We start from the raw sequence: 17,791 nt of genomic DNA, 5'->3' as shown, positions 1-17,791 counted from the left end.
TATCTTAAGGAAATCATTGACAATTGTCAATGGCATTACGCGAACGAAAAAAGCCGTCTACGACGGCGGCAGGTTGTTGAAAAACCCATTCATATAGAAAAATGCGAAATGTGGTAGGTGGGGTATCCTTTGTAGGAGCGATAGTGTCCGCCTTTGTTCTCGGGAAATCACCGCTATATAACGAATATAATCAACATTTCCTGAGAACAACAGCGGCCGGAGGGGGATACCCTACTGAGGTACCAATGCCATTTTTCAAGCTTTACAGGTTTTTCAACAGACCAAGCCGTCTACGACGGCTGAATCTCGCTTTCGTAGACGGCTAGTATGAGTACGTTGTTAATGAGCGGCTCCTGCTGCGGCAAGACTGCCGCGCCGGCGCTGGTACAGGTTGTTGCTGACGAGTGCGGCAATGATAAGCAGAGTGCCGCCGATATCATAAACGGTCATTGCATGACCTTGAAGAACCGTGATAATAAAGGTTGTGACAGGGACAAAGTTAATGAACAGGATACCGTTCACCGGAGATAGCAGCTTAATGCCCGTATTCCAGCTGATGAGCGCGAACAGACCGGCGATCAGAATCATGAAGCTGAGCTCGAAGCCAGCGGAATATACCATATGGAAGGTTGGAGCGTGCAATATGCCGAGTGCCGTTAAGAACAGAACGATGGCCGCCGACGTTGCTGTACCCAGTACGCAGGTTAGCGTCGAATAGCGAAGCACCGACCAATCCTTGAACTGGCTGCCGCCGATCGTGTAGACGACCCAGCCGATGACGCCGAGAAGCACGAGCAGAACGGGAAATATGCTGTCTTGAACGAAAAACGCGCTCATATCCCCTTTGGTAATGACCATGAAGCAGCCGATCAGTGCGACCACGATGCAGATGATCGTCGGCGGCTCCGGCTTCCGCTGCTTGAATATCCAGAGAAGCAGGACGGAAAGCATAGGCATGAGAGCTTCCATGACGGAGGCGAGAATGACACCGGAGGTTCCCAATTGATTTTGCCCCCAAAATACGAGCAGATTATATACCGTAAAAGCCATCGTTCCGAACATCCACAGCGATTTGGCGCGGCCGCCGAAGCTTAGCGCCTTTCTGCCTTCTTTGATCCAAAGCAGAACCACCAGAATAACGGAGACGGCGGAATAACGAATAACGGAAAAATAAAAAGGATCCAGGTGGGTAAACGCGCTTTCCGCTACCGGAAACATCGCGCCCCAGGCAACGCTTGCCAGCAAGCACATCAAAATCCCCTTAATGATGTGGTCTTTTCTCATCGGTCCATATCCTACTTTCTTCCTGTAAATATCGATTCACACGATGTCTATCTTATTCCCAAAAACATATCATGTAAAATGATTGAAAATGATTATAAACATCATTATTATTGATATTATAAAAAGGAAAAAGAGAGGAGTCTGGCAGGAAGTGGACATTAACGATTTGAAAATATTCCAAACGGTTGCAGAGCAAGGCAGCGTCAGCAAGGCGGCCAAGGAGCTGAGCTACGTGCAGTCCAATGTGACGGCAAGAATCCAGCAGCTTGAGCACGAGCTCGGAACGACACTCTTCAGCAGACACCGCAAAGGCGTAGCGCTGAATGCGGACGGACGAAAGCTCCTCGAATATACGCAAAAAATATTGAAGCTGATGGACGATATGAAGCAGGCCTTCCATGATCAGGAGGACCCGTCAGGTCCGCTGCTCATTGGCACCGTAGAAACCGTATCCAGCCTGCCGGCTCTCTTATCCGCGTACTGCAAGCAGTATCCCCGGGTTGACTTATCGCTCGTGACAGGCGTTACGGAGCATTTGATGAACGAGGTGCTGCAGTATCAGCTGGACGGGGCGTTTGTGACAGGACCGATTCAGCATGCAGAGATGGAGCAGGATTACCTGATTGAAGAAGACCTCGTCCTGATTGCCAAAAAGGACGAAGCCTTCAGCTCTTTGGAGCATTGTCTGGATAAGCCGCTGCTTGTCTTCCGCGCAGGCTGCGGGTATCGGGCGAGGCTGGTGCAGTGGCTCGGTCAGCAGGGCGTAGCGCCCGTCAAAATTATGGAATTCGGGACGCTTGAAACGATTCTGGCTATGGTCAGCTCAGGTCTCGGCATCTCCCTGGTTCCAAAATCGACCATAAGGCATTTGGAAGCGGACGGAGGGCTTCGCTGCTTCACATTGCCTGAGCAATTCAGCCGGATTACGACCGTCTTTATCCGCCGTCGCGATTCCTTGCTAGGGGCTACCATGCAAAAGTTTCTGGATAACGTCTCCGAGTTCCACCGGATGAACAAGGCTGCGGCAGCGGCAGTGCAAGGCGCGGAGGAACATTTGGATGCTTCCGGCAAGCTTTCTGCCGGTTAAACGATTCCCCGCTTAAATGAATAATAAAATGCGCCTTCCCAGGAGCTTCTCATCCCCAGTGTTAACCGCTGTGTGAGAAGGGCCGGGCAGGCGCTTTTTTGTCTTGTAGCACTTTGCGGGGGAGCATATCCCACCGGAATGTATTGGAAGCGTGGTTTTTCAACCTGGCCCAGCTTTGTAGGGCTGAAATCAGGCGTGAACACACTATTGCATTCCGGTTATATAGCGGCGGATCGGAACAGGTGCTCCTTGAACTGATCCAGGACGGCCGATTGCCGCCGGTCGACATTGTACGCGTAATATACGTACCTTTTGTAGTCGTTTTGGGGAATAGGACGGCTGATCAGCTCCCCGCGTTCTACTTCCTTACGAACAGCCAGGCGGGAGACGAACGAGACGCTCTCCCCAAGCATGACCGTCTGCTTGATAGCTTCCAGCGAATCGAGCTCCATATGCGCATTCAGCTCGATGCCGTTATGCTCCGCCCATTTGACGGTCAGCTGCCGCGTGCTCGATTCCGGACTATGCACCAGGAACGGGACTTTTCCCAGCTGTTCGGCATCCAGCTCCATATTCTCTGCCAAGGGATGCTGCGGGGAAGCGATCAGCACCAGCTCATCCTCACACAAGGTTTGCGCGGCAAGGTAAGGCGCTTGGAAAGGCTCGCAGGATAGAATGCCAAGATCAATCTCGTGGTTCAGCAGCATCTCCTTGATGACCGGAGCGGTCTTGACCATCAGCGTTAAGCTGATTCTCGGATACGCTTTGGCGAAGCCGCTCAAGATTCGCGGCAGCATGTATGTACCGGGCACATAGCTGGCCCCGATACGTAACGAGCCTCTACCCAATTGGTCGTATTCCTTGACGACGCGCTCAGCCTCCTGAGCCAGCGAGTTGATTTTGGCCGAATAGTGGCAGAGCGATTGGCCGGCTTCGGTCAGCAGTATTTTGCCTGATCGGGCTTCGAACAGCTGAACGCCGAGCTCCTGCTCCAGGCTCTTCATGTGAAAGGTGACGGTCGGCTGCTTCAAGCCGAGCGCATCGGCAACAGGAGTGATCTTCTTATGCTTCTCCAGCAATTCGACAATTTGCAGCTTCAGCAGATTCATGACGCACCTTCCTCTGGGTTATTAATCAGTCTGCAATCAGTATAGAAAAAATCTATGGGAATGAATAGATTCCATTGATAAATTTAACAGAAGCTTTACGCAGAGATAATATATCCCTGCATTTGGGCCTGTACACTGAGGTTAGCTTGACAGATAGGAAGGGAATTTCATGGATGTCATCATTCGAGGCTTACAAAAATCGTTCGATCAGGTTCAGGCGCTGCAGCCGACCGATCTGCGAATTCGACAAGGCCGCTTTACGACGCTGCTAGGCCCGTCAGGCTGCGGCAAAACGACGCTGCTGCGCATGATTGCAGGTCTGGAGACACCGGACCGCGGCGAGCTGTTCGTGGGCGACGAGTGCTTGTTCTCCAGCGATCGGAAGGTCGATAAGCCCGCACACCGCAGAAGCTTCGGGATGGTGTTTCAGGATTTCGCGCTATGGCCGCATATGACGGTGTTCGAGAATGTCGCATTCGGACTGAGGGCCAAAGGCAGCACGAAGGATTTGAAGCGGCAGGTGCAGGAGGCCATCGACAAGGTCCGGTTAAGCGGAATGGAGGGGCGCTATCCGCACCAGCTGTCCGGGGGACAGCAGCAGCGGGTGGCCTTCGCCCGGGCAGTCGTGACGCGTCCGCAGCTCGTCCTGTTCGACGAGCCGCTCAGTGCGCTCGACGCGCTGCTGCGCGACGAGATGAGGCTGGAGCTGATCAGTCTTGTGCGGGATATCGGGCTGACGGCGCTCTACGTGACGCATGATCAGACGGAAGCGATGTCCATGTCCGACGAGATTATCGTCATGAAGGAAGGACGCATTCTCCAAAGCGGTCAGCCGGAGCAAATCTACAACCTGCCGGCGCATCCTTTCGTCGCGCAGTTTATCGGCAAATCGAATTGGCTGGAGAAGGACAAGCGGATGGTTCGGCCGGAGCACGTTCTCTGGCAGCCGTCAGGTGACGGTGCGGAGCATGAGCAGGAGACCTTTACCGGCACGATCCGCAGCGTCAGCTACCTGGGCGACCGCTATGAGGTACAGCTGGATATGGGGGCTATGGGCTTATGGACCGCGTACCATCAGGTACGATTGCAGATCGGGCAGCCGATCGACGTTTACGTATCACAACGGCATATTCATCACATTTTGTAATCCAATGGGGAGGCTTGTATCAATGAAAATGAGAACCGGATGGAAGAGCGGAGCGCTTCTTTTACTAGCGGCTATGGTTGGATTCGGAGCATCAGGCTGCGGCACCTCGCAGCAGCAGACGGCAGCGAACGGAGCGGCGCCCAAGGCCGACCCGTCTGCGCAGCAAACGGTGAAAAGCGAGGAGAAGAAAGAGGAGAAGAAGCTGAGCGGCAAGCTGGTGGTATACAGCGCAGGTCCCAAGGAGCTGGCCGAAAGCATTCAAAAAGGCTATGAAGCGAAAACCGGCGTGAAAATCGAAATGTTCCAGGGCACGACTGGGAAAATCTTATCCCGTATGGAGGCCGAAAAGGCAAATCCGGTTGTCGACGTCGTCGTACTGGCATCTCTGCCATCGGCTCAAGGCTTGAAGAAGAGCGGCTTGACCCTGGAATACAAGGAAGCGAAAAATGCGGATAAGCTGATCCCCGAGTGGTCCGATAAGGAGGGCAACTTCTTCGGATACAGCGCATCGGCGCTCGGTATCGGCTATAACACGAAGCTGGTCAAAGCTCCTCCGAAGGAATGGGCGGACCTGGCGAAGGAGGAGTGGAAGGGCAAAGTGAACATCCCTGATCCAGCCTTGTCCGGCTCCGCACTTGATTTTGTCACCGGTTATTTGAGCATGAAGGGCGATTCCGGCTGGGATCTGCTTGAGCAGTACAAGAAAAACGGCGCAGCGATGGCAGGGGCCAACCAAGAGGCGCTGGATCCGGTCATTACCGGGTCCAAAAGCATTGTAGCTGCCGGCGTGGATTACATGACGTACCAAGCCAAAGCAAAAGGTGAGCCGATCGACATGATCTACCCGGCTAGCGGTACCGTGATCAGCCCGCGTCCTGCCGCGATCATCAAGTCCAGCAAAAACGTGGACAACGCCAAAGCGTTCATCGACTACTTGCTGTCGGATGAGGCGCAAAAAATGGTAGCCGAAACGTACCTGCTGCCGGGCCGCAAAGACGTTCCGGTTAAAGACCGCCCCGGTGTGGAGCAAATTCCGCAAATGAAGGTCGACTGGGCTTGGATGGATACCAATGGCGACGCCGTAACGAAAAAATTTACGCAGCTATTTAAATAAGAGGCGGCTATGCACAGCACAAACACGGTTTCTTTCAAAACATGGGGGATGACACTGGCGCTGCTGATCCTGGCTTTGCTGGTGGTCGTCCCGCTTTTTTTCATCTTTTTGACAAGCGTTCACTCCGGTGAACAATGGGACTGGACGGCACCGATCCGTACCATTCTGGCCAACGAGCTGGGCGAGGTGTTCTGGAATTCCGTCTGGCTCGGCTTATGCGTCGTTGCAGGGACGACGGTGCTAGCTCTGCCGTTGGCGTGGGTCTTATCCAGAACCGATTTGAAGCGCCATACCTGGCTCGATATCGTGCTGCTGATTCCTTTCATGACACCGCCTTACATCGGTTCGATGGGCTGGATTTTGTTCATGCAGACGAACGGCTATCTGGAGCAGCTGCTGCCGGCGGCCGCTGCGGTGACGCCGATGTTTTTCAGCACCTTCGGAATGATCGCGATTATGAGCCTGCACTTATTCCCGTTTCTGTACTTGATTTTGCGCAATGCGCTTGTACAGATCGGCGGCAGTAAGGAGGAAGCGGCCAGCGTGCATGGAGGAGGCTTTCTGTACAGCTTCCGCCGCGTCGTGCTGCCGCTGTTGTTGTCCAGCTATGCGATGGGAGCGCTGCTGATTTTCGTCAAGACGATTGCGGAGTTCGGCACTCCGGCTACCTTCGGCCGCAAGATCGGATTTTATGTGCTGACGTCGGAAATTCACAAGTACATCTCCAGCTGGCCGATCGACTTCGGCAAAGCGACGTCGCTCGCTTCGATCTTGTTAACCACATGCCTCCTCATCTGGTATGTGCAATCGGTAATCAGCCGGAGATTCACCTACTCGCTGGTTGGAGGCAAGGGCTCCCGAGGGAAGCTGTACCGGATGAACGGCTGGGTGCGTACTCTTGCGTGGCTCTACGTAGCAGGCTTGCTAGTGGTCTCCATCGGTATTCCGTACTTCTCCATTATTGCAGCCTCTTTGATGAAGCTGCGCGGCGTTGGCCTTGCCTGGAGCAACCTGACGCTTCAGCATTACGCGGAGCTTCTCACCTGGGGCTCCAAGAGCATGCAGGCGCTGATGAACAGTGTCAGCCTATCGATAACTTCGGCGACGATTTCCGTCATTCTCGGAACGTATTTCGCCCTGATGGTCGGCAGAGTCCGGACATGGCCCCAGAAGCTTACCGACTTGTTCAGCCTGCTGCCCAATACGGTGCCGGGTATCGTCATTGTGGTCGGCCTGATTCTACTGTGGAACGCGCCGTGGAATCCGGTTCCGCTGTATAACACTTACGGCATGGTGGTGCTGACGTATGTCGTCTTTTTCCTGCCGTATACGGTTCAATATGTCAAGGCGAATTTCGCTCAGCTGGACGATTCGCTGTTTCAGGCAGGGCGGGTATTTGGCGGCAGTGCGCCGTATATTTTCCGCCGCATCCTGCTGCCGCTTATCCTTCCGGGGATGCTGGCCGGCTGGATGATGACCTTCACGATCTCGGTTCGCGAGCTCGTCGCATCGCTTATGATTTTGCCGCCTTCTATGGAAACGTCGGCAACGTATATTTTTTCCCAATTCGAACAGGGCAAGGTGTCGCTCGGGATGGCGATGGCGGTGGTCTCCGTCGGTCTGACGACACTGCTGCTCCTTGCCGTTAACAAGTTAAGTGCAAACAAAAAGTGGAGTGTGGACTAATGCAAGTAACTGTATGGGGCGGTGCGGGGGAACATGGCCGTTCTTGCTACCTCGTTGAACACCGCCAAACCCGCGTGTTGCTGGATTGCGGGGTGAAGAAGGAAGGAGCAGGGGAATACCCTCTGCTGGAGGAGCGGACCGTATCCGAATTGGATGCGGTGTTTCTTTCCCATGCCCACGAAGACCATTCCATGGCCTTGCCGCTGCTCTATAAGCTGGGCTATGAGGGAATCGTATGGACGACACGGGCGACCTCGCGGCAGCTTCCCTCCTATTTCGATGCATGGAGGCGATATGTGGCGGGGAAGGGCAGCGAGCTGCCATACGAGGAGAGACATATCCGGGAAATCCGCTATGGATTCCTGGAAGAGTCTGCTCCCGCTGGCAAATGGCTCGTCCTGTCAGATAGGCTAAGCGTCTGCTGGGGGAGAAGCGGTCATCTGCCGGGATCCCTATGGCTGCTGTTGGATCTGGAAGGGAGCCAGGTCTTCTTCTCGGGAGATTATACGTCCGAATCGGCTCTGCTGGCCGCGGAAATGCCTCGCCTGCCGGATCTTACCGTACGAGCCAATGGGGAGAGGAACCGAAGAAGCGGGCAGCAGGCAGGCGACGGCACTCCTATGCAATCCGCTGTCGATTTATCGATTGTGGAAGCGGCTTACGGAATCGAGGAGGATTCCCAGAAACGAAAGCTGGACCAATTGAAGGAAGTCATCGGTTCCGCGCTGGGTCGGGAAGAGACGGTGCTGCTTCCGGTACCGACCTATGGGAGAGGGCAGGAGCTGCTATTGTGGACGCTCGATACGTTCCCTCAGACGAGGATCGTGGTTGAGCGGGAGCTTATGGACGGCCTCAGACAAATGCTGGAATGGCCGGAGTGGCTGCAAGAGGATGGGGCAGAACGCATTGTAAGATGCCTCTCGGATGAACGCCTGCTTGTAGTAGAGCTAGAGACGGAGCGTGCACAAGCCCTCACAGACAGTGTCGGGGTCGGTACGATCGTGTTCGCGAACGACGGCATGATGCAATCGGCCAAATGCCGATGGTACTATGAAGAGCTTCGTGCAAGAGGAAGCTACCGTATCGTATTGACCGGGCATTTGGCCCGTGGCAGTCTGGGGCAGCGGCTGCTCAGCGGGGAAGAGCCGGGAGCAGACGGGAGCCGGATTCATTTTGTCCGGTACAAGGTACACCAAGGCATGCCGGATGTGAAGGCGATGCTGGATGCTGTTCCTGCCAAGCGGACGGTGCTTGTTCATGCAGGACAAGCAGCCACGGACGCCCTGATCAGCCGTCTAAGCGAGCAAGGATATGCAGGGCTCCATTCCATGAAGCCCGGACAAGTACTGGCCGACCAGCCGGGCTAAGTCGTGCAATGAGAAATCCCCGGAAGCCATTCGCGGCGGCCGGGGAATTTTTGTAGGCTTCACGGGGAGGACAGTAATGGAAGGATCTGTTTTTCCCCGCTTGGTGTCTTATGTATCTCGAAACCATCAAACAAGCTGCCTGTGGCGGTGTACGATTCGTATTTCATTACGTCTCCGTCCACTCGGATGAACTGGTACAGCTGAGTGTTCGCTATGGAGTGATCCACTTGAGCTCCATTGTCTTTCCAATTTTTATCGGAAAGCTCCTTCATATGAGTACCGGCAAAAGAGATGACAAATACGGTGCCGCTCTTCGAACTCTTATCGGTCGTTCCCGCCGGGAGGCTGCTGATCTGGCCGCGTGCGTAACTGTGATCATGGCCTTGAAGCACTAAATCCACATTATATTTTTCGATAAGAGGAAGCAGCTTTTCACGGACCTCCGCATTGTCTCGATCGGGAGAGTTAGCGAAGATCGGATGATGGAACGTCATGACCGTCCATTGATTCGGGTTGTTGGCCAGCACTTGTTCGAGCCAGGCTACCTGCGCGTCCAATTTCACAAACTTCGTATTGGTATTGAGAGAGATGATGCGCATGCCTTGATAGTCTGTAAAATAGACAGTTTCCTCTAAACCTGCAGGCCCGTTCTCCGGCAGGGCAAATTGCGGACGCCAGTACTGCGAGAGGCCTTTTTTCGCGCCGGGTACGATCTTCTCGTATTCATGGTTTCCAGGGGTCATAATACTGGGAACCATACCGTTCAGCCAGCCGCCGGCCTTGAACCATTCGCCCCACTGTTCATCCGCATCCCCCCGATCGACCAAATCACCGGCATGGAGAATGAAATTTGCCTCGGGGTGGTTGGAGTAAGCTTTGCGGATCACACGGGACCAATGCTCAAGAAGATCATGCTGAGCATCGCCAAGGTAAAGGAAAGTAAACGGTTCAGCCTTGTCAGAGGCTGTGGCGAACTCGAACCATTCGCTCCAGTTAGCGCCATCGCCCACGCGGTAAAGGTATTTTGTTTTCGGGAGAAGGTTTTCGAATTTGACCGTATGGAATTTGGCCATGTAAGGCTGATTTCCCTGGACTTCACTGCTGCTGCTGGCCATAACCGTTATCGCCTTGTCCTTGAAAGCGGTCCCATCTTTAGCGACAGCAATTTGGGCTTGGGGGGTGAGGACACTGGTATCTGTACGCCAAGTTACAGCTTGGGTTGTAGCGGGGTCATCATTCCAGTTCAGGATAATCCGATCCGGGACAGGTGTGGGCTTATATGTATCGGCATCCGGAACCTTAGCCGCAGGCTGATCAGCCGATACGATATTCATACAAGGTAACGCGGCCACTAGCAGGAACATGAGAAGAACTGTACGGGCCCCCATTAACTTTTTTGACTTCATCTTCTTCTTTCCCCTCCATTACATAAGTTTTGTTATCACGTGTCCTCATTCATCATGTCTTCTACCTCCTATTCATTGTATCAATTCCATCAATTGGGTTAAGGGGCAAATGCATTACTTGTGTAGGGGGATTTTACATACATTGAGATGCGAGACATCACGGTCAGCTCCCCTCAGGTAGAAGCTTGTTCCCCGTCTTTTGTTGGTACAAACTATCCATGAATCGATCAAGCTCTGCTTTTTGTGAAGAAGGAGATACAAATTTAGCACGATTCAAGATTAAGGTAGCGCTGAATCTTACTACCTTGTCACCGTCATAAATATCCAGGTAGTAAAGATAACCCGAAGGAAGCTCCTGGCTTCTAGCTTCTGTAACGACCATATCTTTTAATAGGGAAGTGATTTTTTGGAGAGACTCTTGGTCTTCTACGACTTGCAATATACTGTTTCCGTATCGGATGTCGATCTTGGACACATGATTAAAGTCAGTTTTCAATATGGTTGGGACTGGAATATCTTTTTTATAGAGATTAGGCACCTCATATATTGTGGAACCATTGATACTGTACGTATAAAGCTGGACGTAAGCGTACCGGCTGATGTCTTGGTCCGTATAGGTTTCGAAGCTGTGAGGCGTGCTGCTGAACTTATCACCCTTGATATCGGCTGCTCCGATGATCTCTCCCTGTTTACCGAAGAAATATAAAGTCGCCTCCAACTGATTCCACTTTTGCCGGTGAGAGTCATAGAAATATTGACCCGTCCTGCCGTAAACCAGCTGGCCCGTAATCTTGGTCCGCTTTCCTTCCTTCGTGAAAATGAGGTTACCTGCAGCAATGCCTTTTGTCACGGAATCGGGTATGTTTAACTCTCCGCTTCGAAAGAGCACCTTGTCTTCCTTCTCATCGTACACTACAGTTGCACCCAAATTATCGGCCACATAGCGAACCGGAACATAAAGGTGCCCTTTATAGTTCAAAGTATCATATTCGCTGTCCATCGCGCGGGGTTCTCCATTAAATTCAAATTTGACAGGGGATAAGAGTGCCTGAATGGCATCCGCGGCAAAAGCGACCGAGGATAACGACAGGGCAATTCCTATAAATATTCCTGACAATAGGTTCTTCATTCAAAACCACCTTCCAATATATGTTATTTGTTCTTATTTCTTAGACGTCTCCATTGTTTTTTAGTTTCGATTCTGAACGAAGAACATTAAAGTGCCGCCGGGGACCCTAGTGGAAAGGCTTCAGGATCAAATCCTTCATGAACGTATCGAAAACATCCCAGGATAGTAAAATATAGGAGAGCACTGTCGAAAGAGCATGGAATCACGTCGGAAAATGGGAAATTTTATCATTGATCTTTATCTTCAGCACATCTATTCTATATTAGGCGACATATCGTCTTATCGGGAGCGATAGGACTGGATATAAGGCTCGTGCGGCGGTCGATTTGTGCCGGGCGGGCCCGGTTTGTTTTTGTAAGAAAGGGCACGAAGGCACAGGGACGAACGATAAGGGAGTGTTCTTTTTTGAAGGAAGAAAAACTGAAAAGAGGGCTGAAGGCCCGCCATATGGCTATGATTTCGCTGGGCGGGTCGATCGGAACCGGATTGTTCTTGGCGAGCGGAGGGGCCATACATACGGCAGGTCCGGGGGGCGCTCTGTTTGCTTATTTGACCATTGGTATAATGGTGTATTTCCTGGTTACGAGTCTTGGGGAGATGGCCACCTACATGCCGGTATCCGGAACGTTCAGCACCTATGCGACAAAATTCGTTGATCCGGCACTTGGCTTTGCGCTTGGGTGGAATTATTGGTACAACTGGGCCATCACGATTGCGGCGGAATTGACGGCTGCGACGGTCATTATGAAATTCTGGTTTCCTGACAGCTCATCGTTTTTATGGTCGGCGCTGTTTCTTGCTCTGATGACATTATTAAATCTGCTCTCGGTTAAAGGGTATGGGGAGACGGAGTTTTGGTTCGCTCTAATCAAGGTCATCACCGTTATCGTCTTTATTGGTGTTGGTCTTTTGATGATTGCCGGCATCTGGTCCCAGTCGTCGGTGGGCTTTCAAAACTGGAAGATCGGCGATGCTCCTTTTCACGGAGGCTTCCTGGCTGCGTTAAGCGTGTTCATGGCAGCGGGCTTTTCTTTTCAAGGAACGGAGCTGGTCGGTGTCGCGGCAGGGGAAAGCGAGAACCCCAGAGAAAATGTGCCGCGTGCCATCCGCACTGTGTTCTGGCGCATCTTGCTGTTTTATTTGCTGGCCATTCTCGTTATCGGTCTGATCATTCCTTATACGAGTGAAGCGTTATCGAGCGACAACATTCGAATGAGTCCTTTTACGATCGTGTTTGAAAAAGCAGGCTTAAGCATGGCCGCTTCGGTGATGAACGCGGTTATCCTGACCTCGGTTTTGTCTGCGGGAAACTCCGGGATGTACGCCTCGACTCGGATGCTGTGGGTGCTGGCCCAGGAAGGCAAAGCGCCGCGCTTCTTAAATAAGCTGACCCGCCACGGCGTGCCGGTATTTGCTTTGTTGGCAACCGCTGCGCTCGGGATGTTCGCCTTCCTGTCTTCCTTTTATGGAGACGGTCTGGTGTACACCTGGCTGTTGAATGCGTCCGGTATGTCCGGCTTTATTGCTTGGCTGGGGATTGCGATAAGCCATTACTATTTCCGCCGGGCCTACATGGCTCAAGGCAAGTCGCTTAAGGATCTGCCGTATCGTGCCAAATGGTTCCCGTTCGGGCCGATCTTGGCCGGGGTGCTCTGCGTGATCGTTATTATCGGACAAGCGATGGGGGCATACTCGGACGGCAAAATCGATTGGGCGTACATGTTCGCATCTTATATCGGAATTCCGCTGTTCCTGGCTATCTGGCTCGGATACAAATGGAAGTTTAAGACTAAGGTGCTGAAGCCTGAGGAATGCGTATTCGACGAAGAGGACATAGAAAAAAGCCGCTGAGGAGCGGCTTTTTTGTTGAAAAACCTAATTTTGCGAGAACTATGCTATATATGGCGGTGGGGTATGCCTCGGAGGAGTTTACGTCCGCCTTTGAAATCCGTGAAAATACCGCTAAATCTAATCCAATTCATGGGTTTCAACAGCGGCTGGAGGGGTATATCCCATCGGAGTAGATTGGCAATAGTTCAAGCTTCGTAGGTTTTTCAACAAACCAAAAGCCGCCGAAGAGGGCGGCTTTTTTCTATGAAGGGGAAGAAGCAAGCCGTTAAGCCGTATGAAGCTTTTTCTTGCTGCGCAAAGCTTTAGGCTTGGAGTTCACCAGCACGATGCTGAGCAAAATAAGAATCAGTCCGGCGACCAGCGTTAACGTGATCTTTTCGCCCAAGAAGAGGACACTGCAGCAAATAGAGATCAGCGGGATAAGGAACGTAAACGAGCCTACCTTGCTGGCCTCACCGGAGCCGACCAGCTTGAAGAAGACAAGCCAGCCGAGGGCAATGACGAAAATGGAAATGAACAGCAGGCAGACTACGAAGGGAAGGCTCCAATGAATATCGGACCAGCTTTCAAAGGCGGAGCCTGTACCCGTCAGGACGAGCCCGCCGATCAAAATTTGCAGGGCGACGACCCAGATAGCATCGACCTGTCCTGTTGTTTTTTTCATGTACAGCGTGCCCAGAGCCCAGCTAACGGCGCTTCCGATCGCAAGCCATATGCCTACGGTTGAGATAGGACCGGTAAAGCCTCCGCTGCTGATGGCGGCGACCCCGAGAAATCCAAGCACCAAGCCGAGCATTTTCATTCCGAACATCGACTCTCCGAGCCACAGCCACGAACCGAGCCCGAGCAGCACCGGCTGGAAGAAAACCAGAGCCGAGAACAGACCCGCCGGTAGATAGTTCAGCCCTACGGTCTGAAGCCCGTAATATAGAATGATGTTCAGAACGGAAGAGATGAGGTAGATGTGCCATGTCTGCTTCAAGCGCAGCAGCTTATATCTCGGCAAGCAAACGAGAACGAGGATAACGCCTCCGATCAGTGTTCGCACGCCTGCAAACAGCAGCGGGGGTGTATATAAAAGCGCGTATTTAGACAGCGGCCAGTTGATTCCCCATATGATAACGAGGAACGCCAAATAAACAGCAGCACGTGTACGCGAAAGCTGTGGCATGCAGATCACTCCTTGTTGTTTTCTCTGTTCAACATGATACAATGATTCTACTAATAAATAAAATGAATGTTAATCATAAGGGGTATACCATAAACGTTATGACTCATTCCCAGTTAAAATTATTTGTCAAAATTGTCGATACCGGAAGCTTCACCCGGGCCGGGCAAGAGCTGAACATGACACAGCCCGCGGTAAGCCGCGCCATCTCTACATTAGAGTCTGAATTGGGCGTGACTCTTCTGATTCGGGACCGGCGCAAGGGAATCGTTCTTACGGAGGTAGGCAAGCGTATCCTTGTGCTTTTTCGTGATATATTGAAGGGCTTCGATAAAGTCGATCAGGAAGTGGCGGCGGAGAAAGGCTTCGATGTCGGATGGATTATTCCGCCGAACGAAGAGTTCGAAGCGGTCACCTTGCTGAAGGAACAGATGTTTTTGTTTATGCGGGAGGACCACCCTTTGCATCAGCATGACCGCATTCATGTCAAGCATCTGGATCAGGAGCCGATGATCATTTGCAAGGGCGGCTATGAAGCTCCGCTTTATGAGCTTTTCGAGCAGGGAGGCTCGCGGCTGCAGGCCCAATTCATCGTTCACAACGCCAATACGGCTTTGAACATGATTGAAGAAGGTCTTGGCATGGCGATCATGTCCAATGTTTCTTTATCCTTGTCCACCTTGCCGCCACATGTTGTCATCCGGCTGTTGGAGCCGCAGCCCTACAGGGAAATTTTGCTTGCTGTTCCTTCCTTGGAGGAGTCCTCCTTAGCCGTCAAGCTGTTTATTCAAACGGCGAGGGAGTTATTCTCCATTTAGTAAAATTTTCAAAATATTAACATTGCCCATACATCCCGTTAACATTGGTCCCCTATACTCGACATGCCGAGTGAAAAAACTCGAAAATAATGTACCGGGGGATCAAGATGAAACAAAGAAAAGCTTGGATTGCATCTGCCATGATCGCAGGGATGATGCTGCAAACGTTGAATGTCAGTGCGGCTGAAGCCGATTATGTGCCGCTGCGGGCGCAGCTGGAGAAGCTAGGGGCAAAAGTGAGCTGGGACGCCAAAGATCGTACGGCAATGTTCAAGCTGAAGAACGGTATCGCCGGGATCGTCACGATCAATGAAGGGACATACCGTCTTGCAGGGAAGGAAGGCAAGCTGTCCAGCCCAGTGCAATTGGTTAACGAGCAGACGATGATTCCTGCGGCGCTGCTGCAAAGCATTTTGGCCGAAAACGCCAAATATCAGGATCCGAAGGATGCTGTCCCTATGTTCTCGGTTAAGGCACAGGGAGAGACGGAAGCGGTGGATTCGGGTGAGGATGCGGCGGATGATCCGGCCATTTGGGTAGATCCAGTCGACCCTTCCAAGAGCAAGCTGATTGCCACGAACAAAGCCGGGGGCATACTGGTGTATGACTTGAGCGGAAAGCAGCTGCAATCGTACAACGTCGGCAAAATGAACAATATCGATCTTCGTTACGACTTCCCGCTGGGAGGCAAAAAGGTGGATATCGTAGCGGCAACAAATCGTACGACCAATACCATAGATGTATTCTCTGTCTCCGGAGAAAACGGCGAGTTAACCCCGATTGTAGGCGAACCTATTAAATCGGCTATGGGCGAGGTGTACGGCTTCAGTTTGTATCACAGCCTGAGAACGGGAGCGTTCTATGCATTGGTATTGGGAAAAAAGGGTGAATTCGAGCAATATGAGCTGAAGGACGACGGCACCGGAAAGGTAACGGGCAAGCTGGTTCGCGAATTCCGTCTCGCTACCCAATCGGAGGGGCTCGTTGCAGACGATGAGTACGGGACGATGTATATTGCCGAAGAGGATGTTGCGATCTGGAAATATAATGCCGAGCCCGATGGCGGCAAGGAGCCGTTGGCACAAGTCGATATCGCGGACGGACGCCGTTTGCAGGATGACATTGAAGGCTTGACGATGTATTACGGTAAGGACGGCACCGGATATTTGATCGCTTCGAGCCAGGGCAGCAACAGCTACGCGATTTATGACCGCCAAAACGACAATAAATATATTTCCAATTTTAACATTGTGGATGGCGACCGAATCGACGGTACGAGCGAAACCGATGGCATCGATGTGCTTGGCTTCGGGCTGGGAGCTCAATATCCGTATGGTATTTTCGTATCCCAGGATGACGCCAATTATGAGAATGGCAAGAAGATTAATCAGAACTTTAAAATTGTAGGCTGGGATCAGATCGCCAATTCGGCGAAACCAAAGCTTCGTATGGATAACACGGTGAATCCGCGCGAATTGGTCAAAAGATAAGCCCAGAAAGATAGGAATACATTACATCTAGGGAAGCCGCTTTGTTTTCTCGCTTTAGAGGGAATGATGCGGCTTCTTCGCATGATAGTGATAATTATTTACATAAAATGGAAAACGATAAATCATGATAATAGTTCTCATTTAGAAAATCCAATTGCAGGGGGTTATCTGTTGTTCGGAAAAGAGGCCATGCTGTATGTCAATGAATCGGATGTAGCCGCTTGCGGCGGGGATGATTGGCTGGCGAGGCGCTGTGCGGTGTTCCGGCTTGCAAAGGATGGGTCGATTCGCTGTATCACGGCGTCCTGGGCAGCACTGGGGATGGAGCTTATCCGGGCCGGGCGAGCCGCGGTACGGTCGGGATGGCGGTCTTTTTTTCAAGGTTCTGAAGGTCCGGTTGATCCGTATTTCTCCTAATTGAAGCCTTGCGCCGTCATAGGGGGAGCGGCACCGCTTGCCTTCCGCCATGATGAAAAAGAACATGGACAAACCAACGGGTTCGGGCTTACTATTAAGCAGAGCATGGTAAATTCAACCCAAAGGCAGGGGAGCCCCTAATGACGCAAAGCTGTATTTATTGTACGAAGGACGAACGGATTGAGAACCTGATGATCGAAATCGGTCAGCTGCGGGTGTCTACGCTGTATCTGTTCAGAGAGCAGACTTACCGCGGACGGTGTATCGTAGCCTTGAACGAGCATGAGACGGAGTTTTTCCACCTTTCCCAGGAGAAACAGGACGCTTACATGCGGGACGTAGCCCAGACGGCGCGTGCCATCGAGCAGGCCTTCGCTCCGGACAAAATTAACTATGGGGCCTTCGGGGACACGATGCCGCACGTTCATTTTCACATCGTTCCGAAGTATGAAAATGAATATACCTGGGGCAAAATGTTCGAAATGAACCCGGCTCCGAACCAACAGCTTAGCGATGCCGAATACGATGAGATTATCGGTCTGATCAAGAAGCATCTGTAAAAGGATCAGCTGCCAACCACCAACACACTCGGCAGAGTGTTCCGATTGTCTGAATTCCAAGGACTTGCCTTCTTTTTATAGAGGGCGAGTCTTTTTTTGAATAGTTGAATTTATAAGCCTCCGAGGTCATCGGATGTGAAAATTTTATTTGGCGATAA

15 protein-coding genes are annotated in these 17,791 nt (G+C 51.9%); 10 read left to right on the top strand and 5 right to left on the bottom strand.

All coding sequences use genetic code 11. The features are described 5' to 3' along the window. Positions 1-339 precede the first annotated feature (339 nt). Complete coding sequence (locus B1728_RS28015) at positions 340-1,284, bottom strand: DMT family transporter (RefSeq protein WP_079913727.1); 945 nt, start codon at positions 1,282-1,284, stop codon at positions 340-342. A 151-nt stretch (positions 1,285-1,435) separates the two neighbouring features. Between B1728_RS28015 and B1728_RS28010 the strand changes: the two genes are divergently transcribed. Further along, positions 1,436-2,371 (top strand): LysR family transcriptional regulator, encoded by a 936-nt coding sequence (locus B1728_RS28010; protein ID WP_079913726.1) that lies wholly within the window; start codon positions 1,436-1,438, stop codon positions 2,369-2,371. Positions 2,372-2,589: 218 nt separating this feature from the next. On the opposite strand, the gene B1728_RS28005 is transcribed toward B1728_RS28010, so the two are convergent. Further along, a complete protein-coding gene (locus B1728_RS28005; RefSeq protein ID WP_079913725.1) occupies positions 2,590-3,480 on the bottom strand; it encodes a LysR family transcriptional regulator in 891 nt (296 codons plus the stop codon). Positions 3,481-3,649: 169 nt separating this feature from the next. Here B1728_RS28005 and B1728_RS28000 point away from each other — a divergent pair, with 169 nt between their 5' ends. The 4 genes from B1728_RS28000 to B1728_RS27985 are packed head-to-tail and all read left to right on the top strand — an operon-like array spanning position 3,650 to position 8,794. Beyond that, positions 3,650-4,627, top strand: a complete 978-nt coding sequence (locus B1728_RS28000) for an ABC transporter ATP-binding protein (RefSeq protein ID WP_079913724.1) — start codon at positions 3,650-3,652, stop codon at positions 4,625-4,627. A gap of 22 nt (positions 4,628-4,649) precedes the next feature. After that, positions 4,650-5,741, top strand: a complete 1,092-nt coding sequence (locus B1728_RS27995; protein WP_079913723.1) for an ABC transporter substrate-binding protein — start codon at positions 4,650-4,652, stop codon at positions 5,739-5,741. A gap of 9 nt (positions 5,742-5,750) precedes the next feature. Then, positions 5,751-7,427: an ABC transporter permease gene (locus B1728_RS27990; protein WP_079913722.1), complete on the top strand. Its 1,677-nt coding sequence runs from the start codon at positions 5,751-5,753 to the stop codon at positions 7,425-7,427. Beyond that, positions 7,427-8,794, top strand: a complete 1,368-nt coding sequence (locus tag B1728_RS27985; protein ID WP_079913721.1) for an MBL fold metallo-hydrolase — start codon at positions 7,427-7,429, stop codon at positions 8,792-8,794. The genes B1728_RS27990 and B1728_RS27985 overlap by 1 nt, the downstream gene beginning before the upstream one ends. 59 nt (positions 8,795-8,853) lie before the next feature. Here B1728_RS27985 and B1728_RS27980 read toward each other — a convergent pair whose 3' ends face one another. Both B1728_RS27980 and B1728_RS27975 read right to left on the bottom strand, forming a co-directional pair. Continuing rightward, the gene (locus B1728_RS27980; protein ID WP_079913720.1) at positions 8,854-10,200 is read right to left on the bottom strand and encodes a purple acid phosphatase family protein; all 1,347 of its coding nucleotides are present in this window, start codon (positions 10,198-10,200) and stop codon (positions 8,854-8,856) included. Between the two features lie 163 nt (positions 10,201-10,363). Then, complete coding sequence (locus tag B1728_RS27975; protein ID WP_079913719.1) at positions 10,364-11,329, bottom strand: stalk domain-containing protein; 966 nt, start codon at positions 11,327-11,329, stop codon at positions 10,364-10,366. Positions 11,330-11,776: 447 nt separating this feature from the next. Here B1728_RS27975 and B1728_RS27970 point away from each other — a divergent pair, with 447 nt between their 5' ends. Beyond that, entirely contained in the window at positions 11,777-13,180 is a 1,404-nt protein-coding gene (locus B1728_RS27970) for an amino acid permease (protein ID WP_079913785.1), read from the top strand. A 265-nt stretch (positions 13,181-13,445) separates the two neighbouring features. Here the strand turns inward: B1728_RS27970 and B1728_RS27965 are convergent, their stop codons facing one another. After that, positions 13,446-14,351 carry a DMT family transporter gene (locus B1728_RS27965; protein ID WP_079913718.1) on the bottom strand — a complete coding sequence of 302 codons (906 nt, stop codon included), beginning with the start codon at positions 14,349-14,351 and terminating at the stop codon, positions 13,446-13,448. A gap of 98 nt (positions 14,352-14,449) precedes the next feature. Here B1728_RS27965 and B1728_RS27960 point away from each other — a divergent pair, with 98 nt between their 5' ends. The 4 genes from B1728_RS27960 to B1728_RS27945 all read left to right on the top strand — a co-directional run bounded on the left by B1728_RS27960 (position 14,450) and on the right by B1728_RS27945 (position 17,633). Beyond that, entirely contained in the window at positions 14,450-15,166 is a 717-nt protein-coding gene (locus B1728_RS27960; protein WP_079913717.1) for a LysR family transcriptional regulator, read from the top strand. Positions 15,167-15,273: 107 nt separating this feature from the next. Continuing rightward, entirely contained in the window at positions 15,274-16,656 is a 1,383-nt protein-coding gene (locus tag B1728_RS27955; protein ID WP_079913716.1) for a phytase, read from the top strand. 171 nt (positions 16,657-16,827) lie between these two features. Then, positions 16,828-17,073 (top strand): hypothetical protein, encoded by a 246-nt coding sequence (locus B1728_RS27950; RefSeq protein WP_079913715.1) that lies wholly within the window; start codon positions 16,828-16,830, stop codon positions 17,071-17,073. 140 nt (positions 17,074-17,213) lie between these two features. Further along, positions 17,214-17,633 (top strand): HIT family protein, encoded by a 420-nt coding sequence (locus B1728_RS27945; RefSeq protein WP_079913714.1) that lies wholly within the window; start codon positions 17,214-17,216, stop codon positions 17,631-17,633. Positions 17,634-17,791: the final 158 nt, after the last annotated feature.

The sequence above is a fragment of the Paenibacillus sp. 32352 genome (assembly GCF_002042965.1).
In the GTDB taxonomy this organism is placed as follows: Bacteria; Bacillota; Bacilli; order Paenibacillales; family NBRC-103111; genus Paenibacillus_S; species Paenibacillus_S vulneris.
The sequence above is the reverse complement of the archived record's forward strand: the minus strand, read 5'-3'. Positions and strand labels throughout refer to the sequence as shown.